Source organism: Kitasatospora sp. NPDC053057, from assembly GCF_044546945.1.
In the GTDB taxonomy this organism is placed as follows: Bacteria; Actinomycetota; Actinomycetes; order Streptomycetales; family Streptomycetaceae; genus Kitasatospora.
Genome location: NZ_JBITZP010000059.1, coordinates 22,194 through 35,534, shown reverse-complemented (window position 1 = coordinate 35,534; position 13,341 = coordinate 22,194). Strand labels below are relative to the sequence as shown.

The window sequence follows — 13,341 nt, the reverse complement described above, 5'->3', positions numbered from 1 at the left end:
GCCCCCAGCTCCACCGTCCTGCTGCGACAGGATCAGCGGTGAAGGTCTCTCACCTCCACTCGAACCACAGCGCCTCACGGCGCACCCACGACCTGCGGCACACCGCCGCCAGCATCATGATCGCCGAAAGCACATCGCGATCGTCTCCAAGACCCGCCACACCACCCTCGCCACCACCATCAACCTCTACGGTCACCTCCTCAAGGACTCCGCCGACCAGGCCGTCAACGCCCTCGCCCGAGCCCTCGACCGGGCCCAATCAGGCCAGCTCCAAGAACTCCCCCGTGGCGACGATGACATGCCACTGGCGGCGGAGCCGCGGTGGCGCCCACCGGCTCTTGAGCAGGTGCGTCGGAGCGGCCCACTGCCACACGGTCGCAGACGTTTGGCCGCCTTGCGGGCCGGAGGGGCTCGACCTGTCCTCCGGCCCCGAGGCGGTAGTGACCTCGGTCAGCAGCGGAAGCCGCAGTTAAGAAGCACGGATGTTGACGTTTCCGAACGACTCGACCCAAGCCTGCGCGCAGGTCACCCACGCCGCATCAGGCCATCCCCAGGCCCGCGAACTCCAGCGAATATCCGACGCCCCTTCGGAATTCGCTCGACTTCCGCACCTGGCGGTCGCGCCTACGACCCCGCTGGCTGGCCCGGTCCGCCGAGTGCGGAGCGGGGGACTCCTCCTGCTGACCACGGAACGTGTTCGCTCGGAACGGCGTGCCGCCAGAAGCACTCATCTGCCTGCGTCGACGTACCGGACGCGGGCAGTCCTCGCCGGAGAACGAACCGAAACGGAGCAGGTGTGACCACGCTTGGATATATGTCGGTCGAGATCAGCCGACTCCGAACGCAGACGCCACGAGGCAGTGACGATGAGGCCGTTGACAACTACGCAGGAGGCCCTATGGACGGCGCAGGAACCCCGATGGAGCGCATGCGCGCGCTGGATCACCTCAGTCCCTTGGATGCCGCGAAGGCATGGGGTGTCCCCAAGCCGGCGCTGAAGAACGCCGCGGAGCAGATCCGGCAGATCCGAGCGGGAACGGACCGTTCGCTGGCCCGTGACAGGCCGCGCTGTCCCGAGCCGGTCGCTTCGTTCTACGGCTTCCCCTGCAAGGTCCCGGTCGAGGCCGGGATGGAGGTCTGCTACCAGCACCGACGAGTGAAGGCCAACCCTGGCGCGGACGTTGCCTCCTATGCTTTGGCGGCCGTGCAGGCGCACGCGAGTTGGGAGGAGCTGCGCGAGAGCATCCGGAGTCTGGACAAGCGCGCGCTGCAGAGCGAACGTCTGCGGCTCTTCCGCGCCTTCGAGGCCAAGGCCCCGATGACCGAAGAGGACTACCGGCTCGCTTCCCTGCTCCTGCCCTCCGAGGATCCGGCTACGCAGGCTCGGCGCGCCCTGGGCTTGCCAGGGCCCAACGACGGAGTCGGTGACGGGGCCCGCCTGCGCGGACTCGGCGTACTCCTCGCGGCCGCGGAGGCTGCGGCGCTCGACCTGCCCACCGGGCTGCCCGAGTCCAGGAACAAGCCCAAGGCTCCCCCGGCCAACGACAAAGCCAAGAGCGGCGGACCCCTGCTGTACTCGATCACGGAGGCCGCGAAGCGCCTGGGCGTGGGCGTGGCCTGGCTGCGCTCCGAGTCGGCCGCCGGCCGGGTGCCGTACCGGGAGATCGGCAGCCACCGCATGTTCAGCGAGGACGACCTTGCTCAGATCGTGAAGGACGCCTACCGGCCCAGCAACGGAAGGACCCGCGGCCGGCGCTGGTGAGGATCCGTCTTCTCCGCGCTTGCCGCGTCAGGCGTAGGGGTCGCGCAGCGGCCGAGGCTCACGGACCCCGCGTGTGATCTCCTCGGGAAGGTCTGGGCCTGCAAGGTAGTAGCGGCCCTGGGCCTCGCCCTTCGCCGCGAGCCAGCCGGCACGGACGAGCTCGCGAATGTCACGCTGGGCCTGCTGCTCACTCAGTTCGGCGTCGGCCTGGTACGTGGCCCGGCGCAGGCGGTTGCCCATGGCCGCGGGGTAAAGGGCGTAGAGCATGCGGTCGGGCCAGCCACGCTGCTCGATAGCCTCGTCGAGGGCGGTCCAGACCTCGCGGGTACTGTTCACCTGCCGCTCGACACTCTGGGCTTGCTGGTGGTGGGCACGCAGGCAGAACCGGACCCACCGGAGGGTGTCCCGCCCGGGGGTCCAGACGGGGCCGCCGACCTCACCGAGTACGTCGTAGTAGCGGTAGGTGTTGCGGGCCCGGCCGAGCCACTCCTCGATGCTGGAGAACTCCGGCGCCATGATCCCTTCCCTCGCGAGGACCAGGGTGTGCAGGGCACGGGACATCCGCCCGTTGCCGTCCGACCACGGGTGGATCGCGACCAGGTTGAGGTGGGCCATCGACGCCCGTACCAGTCCGGGCGCATCGAGGTCACCCTCGTTCAGCCAATCCACCAGCTCACCGGTGAGCACCGGCACCAGGTCGGCATCCGGCGCGGTGTAGGCCGCGATGGTGGGATCCTCGGCCGACGTGACGTACACCGGACCGGTGCGCCACCAGCCGGGGCGCTTGGCCAGGTGGTGGCCCTGCATCATGAACTGCAGCGCGTTGAGCAGCCCCTTGCTGTACGCGAAGTCCTCACCGGCCTCGGCCAGGCGCTGGATGTAGGTCATCGCCTGCCGATAGCCCTCGATCTCGACCGCGACGGTGTCGCTCGCCTCGATCGGGGCCTCACCGACCATGATGTCCTCGACATCCGACACGCTCGCCGCGTAGCCCTCGATCGTGTTCGACCCGGCGATCGCCCGCGCGGTCAGGTTGCGCCGCAACTGCCCCTCCCATCGTCGGGGCGTGCGCAGATGCAGACGTAGCCGATCCCGCATGCCCTCAATCTCCGCGAGGACAGTCCGGTCGGCATCTTCGAGTTCAGGCAGCGAGTACAGCACGATTCAATGACACCATCATGGAATCATCACGTCAATAAACGCGGGGACCAGTCCTGGGTCGTCGGCGCTGGCTTCGAGGTGCGTGAAGAGAAGGTCACCGATACGAAGCAATCCGGTGTGCCAGACCTGGGCCGGCTGTGAGCCGGGCGAGGCAAGCACGTCTGGCTCAGCAAGCCATCTCGTGGTCGCCGACTGCGCCGGTGCCGACCCGAGGCCGAGGCTCACCGAGTGCGGCAACTGCGGGTGGTGAATCACCATCCACAGGTCCCCAGGGTCGGGCACCGGCCCAAAGTTGAAGACTGTGAACTGCACCCCGCTCCCTGCGACGCTGAAGCTGTCGGGCAGGGCGAGCGTCGCGTGACGGTGACCTGGCCTCGCAAGGTAAACCGTCCAGGGAGGAGTGTCCCCGTCCGGTGGTGGAGGCCCTGGATGCTCAAGCACCAGGATGGTGAGTAGACCCGAGGGCGTAGTGAGGATGCCGCCATGGGAGAGGCGCGTATCGGCGTCGCTCAGGAGCGTTTCCGGCCTTCGGAGAACGATCAGGGTGGGGCTGCTTTCGGTCATTGTGCGAACGCAGGCCACGTGCAGGCGGAGCGGCCGGAGGCCGCTCCGTCAGATCAGCCGGTCAGGCGCAAGGCAGTTCCACGCCGACCGAGTACTTCTGCTGGTGCGCGTCCTTGGTGGCTTTTTCCAGCGATGCCTCCACATACTTCGGCATCCAGTCGTCGCCGTCGCAGGTCAGGTCGGCGTACCACTCGACCCAGCCGTCGACGAGTCGGGGGCCGCAGCCACACCGAGGCAGTCGTATTCCTTCTTGTCGGCGGCGTAGGTGGGCGTTGCGGTGAGGCCCGCCAATGCGACGGTTGGCAGCAGGATGGTGAGAACGGCACGGATGGCGCGCATGGACTCTCCGGATCTCAAACCGGAGGTTGTTTGTATGCGCCATGAAAGCATGCGCCGACAAGGGGGTCTGACCACTTCTCCGCTACCGCTCTCGTGTCTTGACATTTGAGCCGCAACGGCCAGTTTTGGGCGGATCAGCAGCCCCTACCCGCCGACCACAGAACCTGATCTTCGATACGGCGTGTCGTCTTGAGCGTGTCCCTCCCTGACCAGCACCTTCGCGCTTCGCGCCCCGCCTCGCATGCTCTTTCGCCACACCAGACGGGACGGCGAGCCTTGGTCCCGGGACCACCAGTCCGAGAGAAGGGGAAGCTCATGGGACAGCGTGCGCAGCGGGGTCGGGTCTACCGGCGGTGCGGTTGTAGCGACGGGAAGCAGAAGCAGTTGGGGCCGTGGTGCCCGCGGCTGGCCGGGGACCTGAAGCACGGGACGTGGACGTACGCCGTCGATCTCGCGAAGGAGGCGGGCCGACGCAGGGTCCGTCGCCGTGGCGGCTTCGGCAGCCGTGCCAAGGCGGCGCGGGAGATGGCGGCGGTGCTGGACGGTGAGTTGCGCGGGGTCTACGAGGACCGCCGCACGACGGTGGCAAGTTTCCTGCGGGAGTGGCTGGCCACGCGACAGCCGCACCTCGCACCGAACACGTACGCCGGCTATGCGGCGTGCGTCGAGCGCGACCTCGCCCGGCATTCGGCCGCCTCCGGCTCCTCGACCTGGGACCGAAGCACATCGAGCGCTGGATCGCCACCCAGCGCAAGGCCAAGCGCGGCAAGGTCACCGTCTACCGGATCGTCTCCACCCTGCGCAATGCCCTCAACGCCGCCGTCCGCTCCTGGGGCCTGCGCTACAACCCCGCCAAGCACTCCGTCCCCGCCCGGCCCCGCACCACGGATTCACGCGCCGGAGCGGCCCCGGATTCCGACCTCTCATAGAGGTCGCCGCAGTACCAGCGGCCTCCTCCGCGGGAGGCGGAGCCGCCGCGCTCCGACGGAGCGACGACGGGCACCGCGCTTCGGACGCATGAGCGGGCCGGTCGTCGGGGCCCCGGCGAGCACGTGGAACGCGAACTCCTCCGGTTCTCGCCGGGGACGCCGCGGCCGAGCTCACCGCCCGGCACCCGAGCCGAGGGTATGGGTCGACCGGCACGACCACCGCAGACTCCACGGCGAGACGGGCCATATCCCGCCCGTCGAGTACGGGACCAACTACGAGCTGACGAAGACGAAACCTCTGGTCACAGCCGCAACCTGAAATCCCTGCCGAACCCGGGGGCGATTCAGACCACCGAGAGGCGCGCATTGTTGCAAGAAGGGTTGACACTGCGCGCGGGGTATTGGATGCTCCCATTGGCCAACGCCGGGGACATTCACCTCGGCGATCTTTTTACGACGGATTGTTAGCGCTAACACTCCTCGTCGAATCCACCGCCGACCGGGAGGCCGACATGCGGACCTGACCGCCACGACCGGCCACCGGCGGGCCTCGTGCGGCCGGACGGGGTGCTGCGCGGCCGGACGGCGAGCGAGGAGCCACGCCGACTCGCCGGCTTCTTCCGCTTCTTCTGGCACCCACGTCGCCGAACCGGAGATCCGGGTTGGATTCGCCACCCCGATATGCCAGGGAAGCCGCACCGGAAATACCGGCGCGCAGTACTCCCTTTCTTCACGCGGCGATCTCGCTGCGCAATCGAGTCTTCTCGGAGTCCCCACCCCGCAACTGAGGGGCCATCCACCCATCCACCGAAACGTGTTTGTCATGCCCACAAAGAGATTGGATGGCATGCCGAACCGCGAGCAACAGACACCTCCCCCACCACTCCATCAGGAGGCGACCACATGCTCCACGCGGACCTGCGCGCCACCCGGCCACCGGCGCGCACACGGCTGCGGAGGACGCTTGCCTGCGTACTCTCGGCGTTACTCCTGTCCTTGGCGATTCCGCTGCTCTCCCTGGGCGCGGCCCCGCCGGCTGCGGCCGTGGGCGCGGCCCCGCCGGCTGCGGCCCTCAGTAACGGTTTGGCGACCACGCCGCCGATGGGTTTCAACGACTGGAACGCATACGGCTGCAACGTCTCCGAGTCGCTGATCAAGAGCACGGCGCTGGCCATGCACAACAACAGCATGCAGAGCGCCGGGTACGAGTACGTCAACATCGACGACTGCTGGATGACCCACACCCGGGGCTCCGACGGGCGCCTGGTACCTGATCCCGACAAGTTCCCGGACGGCATCAAGGGCACCGCCGACTACGTCCACTCGCTGGGGTTGAAGCTGGGCATCTACGAGGACGCCGGACTGCAAACCTGCGCCGGCTTCCCGGGCAGCCTCGGCCACGAGACCACGGACGCGCAGACCTTCGCCGCCTGGGGCGTGGACTACCTGAAGTACGACAACTGCTATGCAGGGCCCGGCTGTTGGCTGAACACCTGCCCCAACGGCTCCAAGGCTCCCGCGCAGGAGCGCTACACCACGATGCGCGACGCCCTGGCCGCGACCGGCCGGCCCATCGTGTTCAGCCTGTGCAACTGGGGCGAGGACAGCGTGTGGACCTGGGGCGCCGGCGTCGGCAACAGTTGGCGCACCACCGGCGACATCAACGCCAGCTATTCCAGCATGCTGTCGATCTTCCACAGCAACGTGAAGCTGGCCGCCTACGCCGGGCCCGGTCACTGGAACGACCCGGACATGCTGGAGGTCGGCAACGGCCCGCTCACCGACACCGAGGCCCGCTCGGAGTTCAGCCTGTGGGCGGAGATGGCGGCTCCGCTGATCGCCGGCACCAACATCACCTCGGCCGGCCCGGCCACCCTGGCCACGCTCACCAATGCCCGGGTGATCGCGGTGGACCAGGACCCGCTCGGCAAGCAGGGCACCCTGATGTCCTCCGCCGGCGGTCTCGACGTACTGGCCAAGCCGCTGGCGAACGGCGACGTCTCGGTGGCCCTGTTCAACGAGACCGGATCGACCGCGACCATCAGCACCTCCGCCGCCGCGATCGGGAAGACCGGCGCCTCCGGCTACAGCCTCACCGACCTGTGGTCCGGCGCGACTTCGACCACCACCGGCACCATCAGCGCCTCGGTTCCGGCGCACGGCACCACCATGTTCCGCGTCTCGGGCGGCACCAGCGGCGGAACGAACCCGGCCGGCCCGGTGCGCGCGGTCGGCGCGGGCAAGTGCCTGGACGTGCCGAACTCGGCTACCACCCCGGGCACCCAGGTGATCATCTGGGACTGCAACGGCCAACCGAACCAGACCTGGACCCGCACCTCCTCCGGCCAGCTGACCGTCTCCTCGGGCGGCTCCCAGATGTGCCTGGACGCGTACAACGGCCAGACCGCGCCCGGCACCAAGGTCGAGATCTGGACCTGCAACAACCAGGCGAACCAGCAGTGGAAGGTGAACGCCGACGGCACCATCACCAGCGCCCAGTCCGGACTCTGCCTCGACGTCACCGCCAGATCCACCGCCAACGGCGCCCTGATCGACCTGTGGACCTGCAACGGCCAGACCAACCAGCACTGGGCCGTCTGAGCGGTCACCGGGCGCAACTGCCGTGCTGTCCCCGAGTTCCCAACCCTCGTGAGGCAGCACGGCAGTTGCACCGTCCATCACACCACGTTCGCCCGAGTTCACCCGACGAGCTGCAGGGAGCTCAGATGCGCGACAGTCAAGGCCCGAAACGACGACCGAGGATCGTGCCTCCGCTTCACCACCGGCTCGGCACGCTGATCCGCGTGGCCGCCACGATCCTGCTGGTCGTCGGCGGTCTCACCGGTGCGGGACCCCTCGCCGGCAGCGCGAGGGCCGCCACCGCCGGCCCGTGTGACATCTACGCGGCAGGCGGGACTCCCTGTGTGGCCGCGCACTCCACGACCCGTGCGCTCTACTCGACGTACAGCGGAGCGCTCTACCAGGTCCGGCGGAGCTCGGACAGCAGGACGCAGAACGTCGGCGTCGTCACTGCCGGGGGCGTCGCCAACGCGGCCACCCAGGACGCCTTCTGCGCGGGCACCTCGTGCGTGGTCACAGTGATCTTCGACCAGTCCGGGCACGGCAACGACCTCGCCTACCAGGGCCCCGGGGGCGCCGGAGGCAGTGACACCCCGGCCAGCGCGACCAGCGAGGCCCTCACGCTCGGCGGCGCCAAGGCGTACTCGCTCTACATCAACCCCGGGAACAGCTACTGGCACAACGGGTCCTCCTCCGGGATGCCGCTCGGCAGTGCCCCCCAGGGCGCGTACATGGTGACCAGCGGCACTCACGTCAACGGCGGCTGCTGCTTCGACTACGGGAACAGCGAGACGGACCGCAAGGCAGACGGTCCGGGTGCCATGGACGCCATCTACTTCGGAACCAGCTGCTGGTTCGGCGGCTGCTCGGGGACCGGTCCGTGGGTGCAGGCCGACCTCGAGTACGGCCTGTACTCCGGCGGCAGCTCGTCGTGGAACCAGAACCAGCGGGCCTTCTCCAGCCGCTACGTCACCGCGATGCTGAAGAACAACGGCACCTCCCGGTTCGCGCTCAAGGGCGGTGACGCCCAGTCCGGCGGGCTCACGACGCTCTGGAACGGCGCGCTCCCGCCCGGCTACAGCCCGATGAAGCAGCAGGGCGCCATCATCCTGGGCAGCGGCGGCGACTGCTGCGCCGGCAACACCAACCAGAGCCTCGGCACCTTCTACGAAGGCGCCGTCGTCAGCGGCTACCCGTCCGACGCCACCGACAACGCCGCCCAGGCCGACATCGCGGCGGCCGGCTACAGCGCCGGCTCCGGCGGCGGCGCCGACACCGGCCCGCTGCACGCCGTCGGCGCCGCGAAGTGCCTGGACATTCCCAACTCCACCACCAGCGGCACCCAGGCCCAAATCCACTCCTGCTCCGGAGCCGCGAACCAGACGTGGACCGCCACCTCCTCGGGCCAGCTGACGGTGTACTCCGGCAGCAGCCAGATGTGCCTGGACGCCGGCGGCAGGGGCACCGTCAACGGCACGAAGGCGATCACCTGGCCCTGCAACGGACAGTCCAACCAGCAGTGGACCCGAAATGCCGACGGCACCATCACCAGTGTTCAGTCCGGACTCTGTCTGGACGTCAGTGGAGCGTCGACGGCGAACGGCGCACTGGTCCAGTTGTGGGCCTGCGACGGGCAGAGCAACCAGCAGTGGAAGCTCGGATGACTTCCGCCCGAAGGGCTCCCCGGCTGATCTCCGCTACGGGGCCGCGGTGACCGCGTTCCCGTGCCCCACCCGGCGCGCCGACTTCGCCGGCACTGCCCGTCGAGAGTATTGACACGCCAATTTGTGAGCGTTAACACTTCTGCAACAAGCGGGCGCCGCACCAAGCTGCGGTAGCCGGTCGGAGCCGAACAGCCCTTGTGTGCGGCTCCCTTGGCCGCTGCACTCCCCCGCTTTCTCCTCTTATGCACCATGGAGTTCGCCATGCCGGCTTACAACTTCAGCCGCCGTGCCATGTTCAAGGCGACCGGCGTCGCAGCCGTGGCCGCGGCTGCCGGCCCGGTCCTCAGCCCCGTCTCCGCCGCGGCGGAGACGCCCCGGGTCAGGTCCGACGTCGGAGTGTCGACGGTCCCGTTCGAGCTGGGTCAGGTCCGGCTCACCAGCAGCCGATGGCTCGACAACCAGGACCGCACCCTGGCCTACCTCCGCTTCATCGACGTCGACCGCCTGCTGTACAACTTCCGCGCCAACCACCGGCTACCCACCCACTCTGCTGCGGCGAACGGGGGGTGGGACGACCCAGGGTTCCCCTTCCGCACCCACGTGCAGGGCCACTTCCTCTCGGCGTGGGCCCAGGCCGCCACCGCACTCGGGGACACCACCTGCCGCGACAAGGCCAACCAGATGGTGGCCGAACTCGCCAAGTGCCAGGCCAACAACGCCGCTGCGGGCTTCTCCGCCGGCTACCTCTCGGGCTTCCCCGAGGCCGACTTCGCCAACCTCGAAGCGGGCAAGCTGAGCAACGGCAACGTCCCGTACTACTGCGTCCACAAGACCATGGCCGGTCTGCTCGACGTGTGGCGCCTCCTGGGCAACACCCAGGCCCGCGACGTGCTCCTCGCGCTCGCCGGCTGGGTCGACCGCCGCACCGCCGCGCTCGGCTACAGCACGATGCAGTCGATGCTGGGCACCGAGTTCGGCGGCATGAACGAGGTGCTGGCCGATCTCTACCAGCAGACCGGTGACACCCGCTGGCTGACCACCGCTCAGCGGTTCGACCACGCCGCGGTCTTCGATCCGCTCGCCGCGAACCTGGACCAGCTCAACGGACTGCACGCCAACACGCAGGTGCCCAAGTGGATCGGAGCCGTCCGCGAGTACAAGGCCACCGGGACGACCCGCTACCGCGACATCGCCACCAACGCCTGGGCGATCACCACCGGCTCACACACCTACGCCATCGGCGGCAACAGCCAGGCGGAGCACTTCCGGGCCCCGAACGCCATCTCCGGCTACCTCACCGACGACACCTGCGAGCTCTGCAACTCCTACAACATGCTCAAGCTGACGCGGGAGCTGTGGCAGCTGAGCCCGGACCGGGCCTCGTACTTCGACTTCTACGAGAAGGCGCTGCTCAACCACGTCATCGGCGCCCAGAACCCGGCCGACCCGCACGGCCACATCACGTACTTCAGCTCCCTCAACCCGGGCGGACGCCGGGGCAAGGGCCCGGCCTGGGGCGGCGGCACCTGGAGCACCGACTACGGCACGTTCTGGTGCTGCCAGGGAACGGGGATGGAGTCCAACACCAAGCTGATGGACTCCATCTACTTCCACGACGGCACCACCCTCACGGTGAACCTGTTCCTCCCGTCCGTCCTGGACTGGACCCAGCGGGGCATCACGGTCACCCAGACCACCGCGTTCCCGGCCGAGGACACCACGACGCTCAAGGTCACCGGCAGTGTCGACGGGACGTGGTCCATGCGCGTCCGCATCCCCGGCTGGACCTCGGGCGCCAGCGTCAGCGTCAACGGCGTCGCGCAGAGCGTCGCGGCCACCCCGGGCACGTACGCCACCCTCACCCGGTCCTGGGTCTCCGGCGACACCGTCACCGTGAAGCTCCCCATGCGAGTGGCCCTCCAAGCCGCCAACGACAGCCCCGGTGTCGCGGCGATCACCTACGGCCCCGTCGTCCTGGCCGGCAACTACGGCAGCACCACGCTGTCCGCCCTGCCGGCCCTGGACGCCGCCACGATCACCCGGACCAGCAGCACCTCCCTCGCCTTCACGGCCACCGCCAACGGAGCGACGGTCGACCTCGGCCCGTTCCACGACGCCCAGGACTTCAACTACACCGTCTACTGGCGGACCGACAGTGCTGGTTTCCGTCTGGTCAACGCGGCCAGCGGACTCGTCCTCGGCATCCAGAACATGTCCACCGCCGACGGCGGCCTCGCCCTGCAGTGGGCCGACACCGGCACCGCCGACCACGACTGGGCCCTCGTCGTCGACGGCACCGCACTACGGCTGCGCAACGTCAACAGCGGCAAGGTCCTCGGCGTGAAGGACATGTCCACCGCCGACAACGCCCCGATCCTCCAGTGGGACGACACCGGCACCGCCGACCACCGGTGGACCGTCGTCGACGCCGGCAACGGCTACCACGAGTTCCAGAACGTCCACACCGGCAAGCTGCTCGGCATCGCCGGCGGCTCCACCGCCCAGGGCGCCGCAGCCGTACAGCTGCCCGACGGCGGTGCCGCCGCGGGCCAGTGGCAGTTCGCCCCCGTCGGTGCCAGGCGGATCCAGAACGTCGCCAGTGGGCGGCTCCTCGGCATCCAGAACATGTCCGCCGCCGACGGCGGCCTCGCCATCCAGTGGGACGACAACGGCACCGCCGACCACCTCTGGACGGCCGTCCTCGACACCGGCGGCTACCTGCGCCTGCGCAACTCCAACAGCGGCAAGGTCCTCGCCGTGGAGAACGGCGGCACCGCCAACGGCGCCCGGATCGTCCAGTGGGCCGACAACGGCGCCGCCGACCACCGGTGGCGCCTGCGCCACGGTGGTGGCGACACCTTCAGGATCCAGTGCGCCACCAGCGGCCGCGTTCTCGGCATCTCCGGTGCCTCCACCGCCTTGGGAGCGCAGGCCGTGCTCTGGGACGACAACGGCACCAGCGACCACCTGTGGCGGTTCATCTGATCTGATCCGGCGTCGGCTCCCGCGGTCGCCGCAGGGCGACCGCGGCCGTCGATCACCTGCCGGTGGTCCCGCCACCGGCCACAACGCCTGTTGCTGACCGGCGGGAACGGCCGCAGCCGTTCCCGCTCGGTATCCGTCAGATCACCCCGCCCCGTGCCCGAATCAACGACCAGGGCAAGCGAAAGTCAAATGATCGGCCGGACAGCTCCTAGTCCGCGGCGGCGCGGCCGGCGTCAGGAGGCGTGGGTGAGGGCTCCCTCGGCGAGGGCTTCGACCTGGTGGAGGGTGGTGATGCGGATCAGGTCGGGGTCCTGGCGGAGGATCATGCGGTGGACCTCCTGGAGGGCGGCGGGCGGGTCGATGCCGAATTCCTCGGCGAGTTGGACGCGCAGGGCGGAGTAGCAGCGGGCCGCTTCGCTGATCCGGCCGGCGTGGTAGCAGGCGATCATGAAGAGGGTGTGGAGGTTCTCGTTGAGCGGGTGCTCGATGATCAGCCGCCGCAGTTCGGGGATGACCTGGCGGTGCTGGTGGCAGAGCATCTCGGCCTCGATGCGTTCGATCACCGCCACCAGGCGCTTCTCGTCCCACTCGGCGGCCGCGGAGCGGAACACGCTGGCGTCGAGGCGGTCGAGCGTGGGGCCGCGCCACAGCGAGTCGGCGTGCCGCAGCGCGTTGGCGCGTTCCTGGGGATCCGATAACGACCGTGCCTGGTCGACGAGTTCGCCGAACTTCTCGGCGTCCAGGGCCTCCGGGGTAGAGCTCAGCAGGTAGCTGCCGTCCCGGGCGGTGAGCTCCACGCCCTTGGCGCGCAGCTCGCAGGCACTCTTCTGGATCTGGTTGCGTGCCGATCGCGGCGGCTTGCTGCCGTAGACGGCGTCGATCAGGATGTCGACGTGCACGGCCCGGTCGAGGGCGAGGAGGAGGCGCGCCAGCAGGGTGCGTGACGGGCGTGTGGCCAGGTCGACCTCCCGGTCGTCGTGCCAGAGCACGACGGGGCCGAGAATTCCGAATCGCAGACCCTGCTGCGGAGTTCCCACCTCTTGTCCCACCTTCCTGTCGGGCTGGGCCGCGGATGCCCCGCGGTCGGTCGCGCCGGTGGGCGCGTCGACGCGGTACGGCGGCGGTGATCCCCGGTGGCAGGTGTGATCGACACCTGCGGGCGGGGAGTCTCCTCGGCTTGAACGTCGGTTACGGCGGACACTCCACAGCCGGACAGGCCGGATGGCAAGGCCGTCGACGAATGTCAGTCGACAAGGGGCCCGCGGGGCGGGCCGGGACGAATGGTGATGCCCGCCGGCGATGTGATGGCAATGTCCTCCCGCACCACACGCACCCCCGTCAGGTCGATGAGCCGGTC

At 69.0% G+C, this 13,341-nt stretch carries 9 protein-coding genes; 5 read left to right on the top strand and 4 right to left on the bottom strand.

Annotated features, from left to right (window positions below; translation table 11 throughout):
• Positions 1 to 919 precede the first annotated feature (919 nt).
• Entirely contained in the window at positions 920 to 1,762 is an 843-nt protein-coding gene (locus tag ACIG5E_RS36025) for a helix-turn-helix domain-containing protein (protein WP_396540935.1), read from the top strand.
• A gap of 27 nt (positions 1,763 to 1,789) precedes the next feature.
• On the opposite strand, the gene ACIG5E_RS36020 is transcribed toward ACIG5E_RS36025, so the two are convergent.
• The 3 genes from ACIG5E_RS36020 to ACIG5E_RS36010 all read right to left on the bottom strand — a co-directional run bounded on the left by ACIG5E_RS36020 (position 1,790) and on the right by ACIG5E_RS36010 (position 3,826).
• Entirely contained in the window at positions 1,790 to 2,923 is a 1,134-nt protein-coding gene (locus ACIG5E_RS36020; protein WP_396540933.1) for a Fic family protein, read from the bottom strand.
• Between the two features lie 15 nt (positions 2,924 to 2,938).
• Positions 2,939 to 3,487 (bottom strand): hypothetical protein, encoded by a 549-nt coding sequence (locus ACIG5E_RS36015; protein ID WP_396540931.1) that lies wholly within the window; start codon positions 3,485 to 3,487, stop codon positions 2,939 to 2,941.
• A gap of 174 nt (positions 3,488 to 3,661) precedes the next feature.
• Entirely contained in the window at positions 3,662 to 3,826 is a 165-nt protein-coding gene (locus tag ACIG5E_RS36010; protein WP_396540929.1) for a hypothetical protein, read from the bottom strand.
• 659 nt (positions 3,827 to 4,485) lie between these two features.
• Here ACIG5E_RS36010 and ACIG5E_RS36005 point away from each other — a divergent pair.
• The 4 genes from ACIG5E_RS36005 (at position 4,486) to ACIG5E_RS35990 (ending at position 11,984) form a co-directional block, all read left to right on the top strand.
• Complete coding sequence (locus tag ACIG5E_RS36005; protein ID WP_396540928.1) at positions 4,486 to 4,755, top strand: hypothetical protein; 270 nt, start codon at positions 4,486 to 4,488, stop codon at positions 4,753 to 4,755.
• A 903-nt stretch (positions 4,756 to 5,658) separates the two neighbouring features.
• Complete coding sequence (locus ACIG5E_RS36000; RefSeq protein WP_396540926.1) at positions 5,659 to 7,356, top strand: glycoside hydrolase family 27 protein; 1,698 nt, start codon at positions 5,659 to 5,661, stop codon at positions 7,354 to 7,356.
• Positions 7,357 to 7,559: 203 nt separating this feature from the next.
• The gene (locus ACIG5E_RS35995; protein WP_396540924.1) at positions 7,560 to 8,999 is read left to right on the top strand and encodes an arabinofuranosidase catalytic domain-containing protein; all 1,440 of its coding nucleotides are present in this window, start codon (positions 7,560 to 7,562) and stop codon (positions 8,997 to 8,999) included.
• Between the two features lie 261 nt (positions 9,000 to 9,260).
• Complete coding sequence (locus ACIG5E_RS35990) at positions 9,261 to 11,984, top strand: beta-L-arabinofuranosidase domain-containing protein (protein WP_396540922.1); 2,724 nt, start codon at positions 9,261 to 9,263, stop codon at positions 11,982 to 11,984.
• A gap of 233 nt (positions 11,985 to 12,217) precedes the next feature.
• Here the strand turns inward: ACIG5E_RS35990 and ACIG5E_RS35985 are convergent, their stop codons facing one another.
• Positions 12,218 to 13,021, bottom strand: a complete 804-nt coding sequence (locus ACIG5E_RS35985) for a BTAD domain-containing putative transcriptional regulator (RefSeq protein ID WP_396540920.1) — start codon at positions 13,019 to 13,021, stop codon at positions 12,218 to 12,220.
• Positions 13,022 to 13,341 lie beyond the last annotated feature (320 nt).

Coding starts and splice junctions, on each gene's coding strand:
- ACIG5E_RS36025 (WP_396540935.1), top strand. CDS start 920: ATGGAGCGCATGCGCGCGCTGGATCACCTCAGTCCCTTGGATGCCGCG.
- ACIG5E_RS36015 (WP_396540931.1), bottom strand. CDS start 3,487: ATGACCGAAAGCAGCCCCACCCTGATCGTTCTCCGAAGGCCGGAAACG.
- ACIG5E_RS36010 (WP_396540929.1), bottom strand. CDS start 3,826: ATGCGCGCCATCCGTGCCGTTCTCACCATCCTGCTGCCAACCGTCGCA.
- ACIG5E_RS36000 (WP_396540926.1), top strand. CDS start 5,659: ATGCTCCACGCGGACCTGCGCGCCACCCGGCCACCGGCGCGCACACGG.
- ACIG5E_RS35990 (WP_396540922.1), top strand. CDS start 9,261: ATGCCGGCTTACAACTTCAGCCGCCGTGCCATGTTCAAGGCGACCGGC.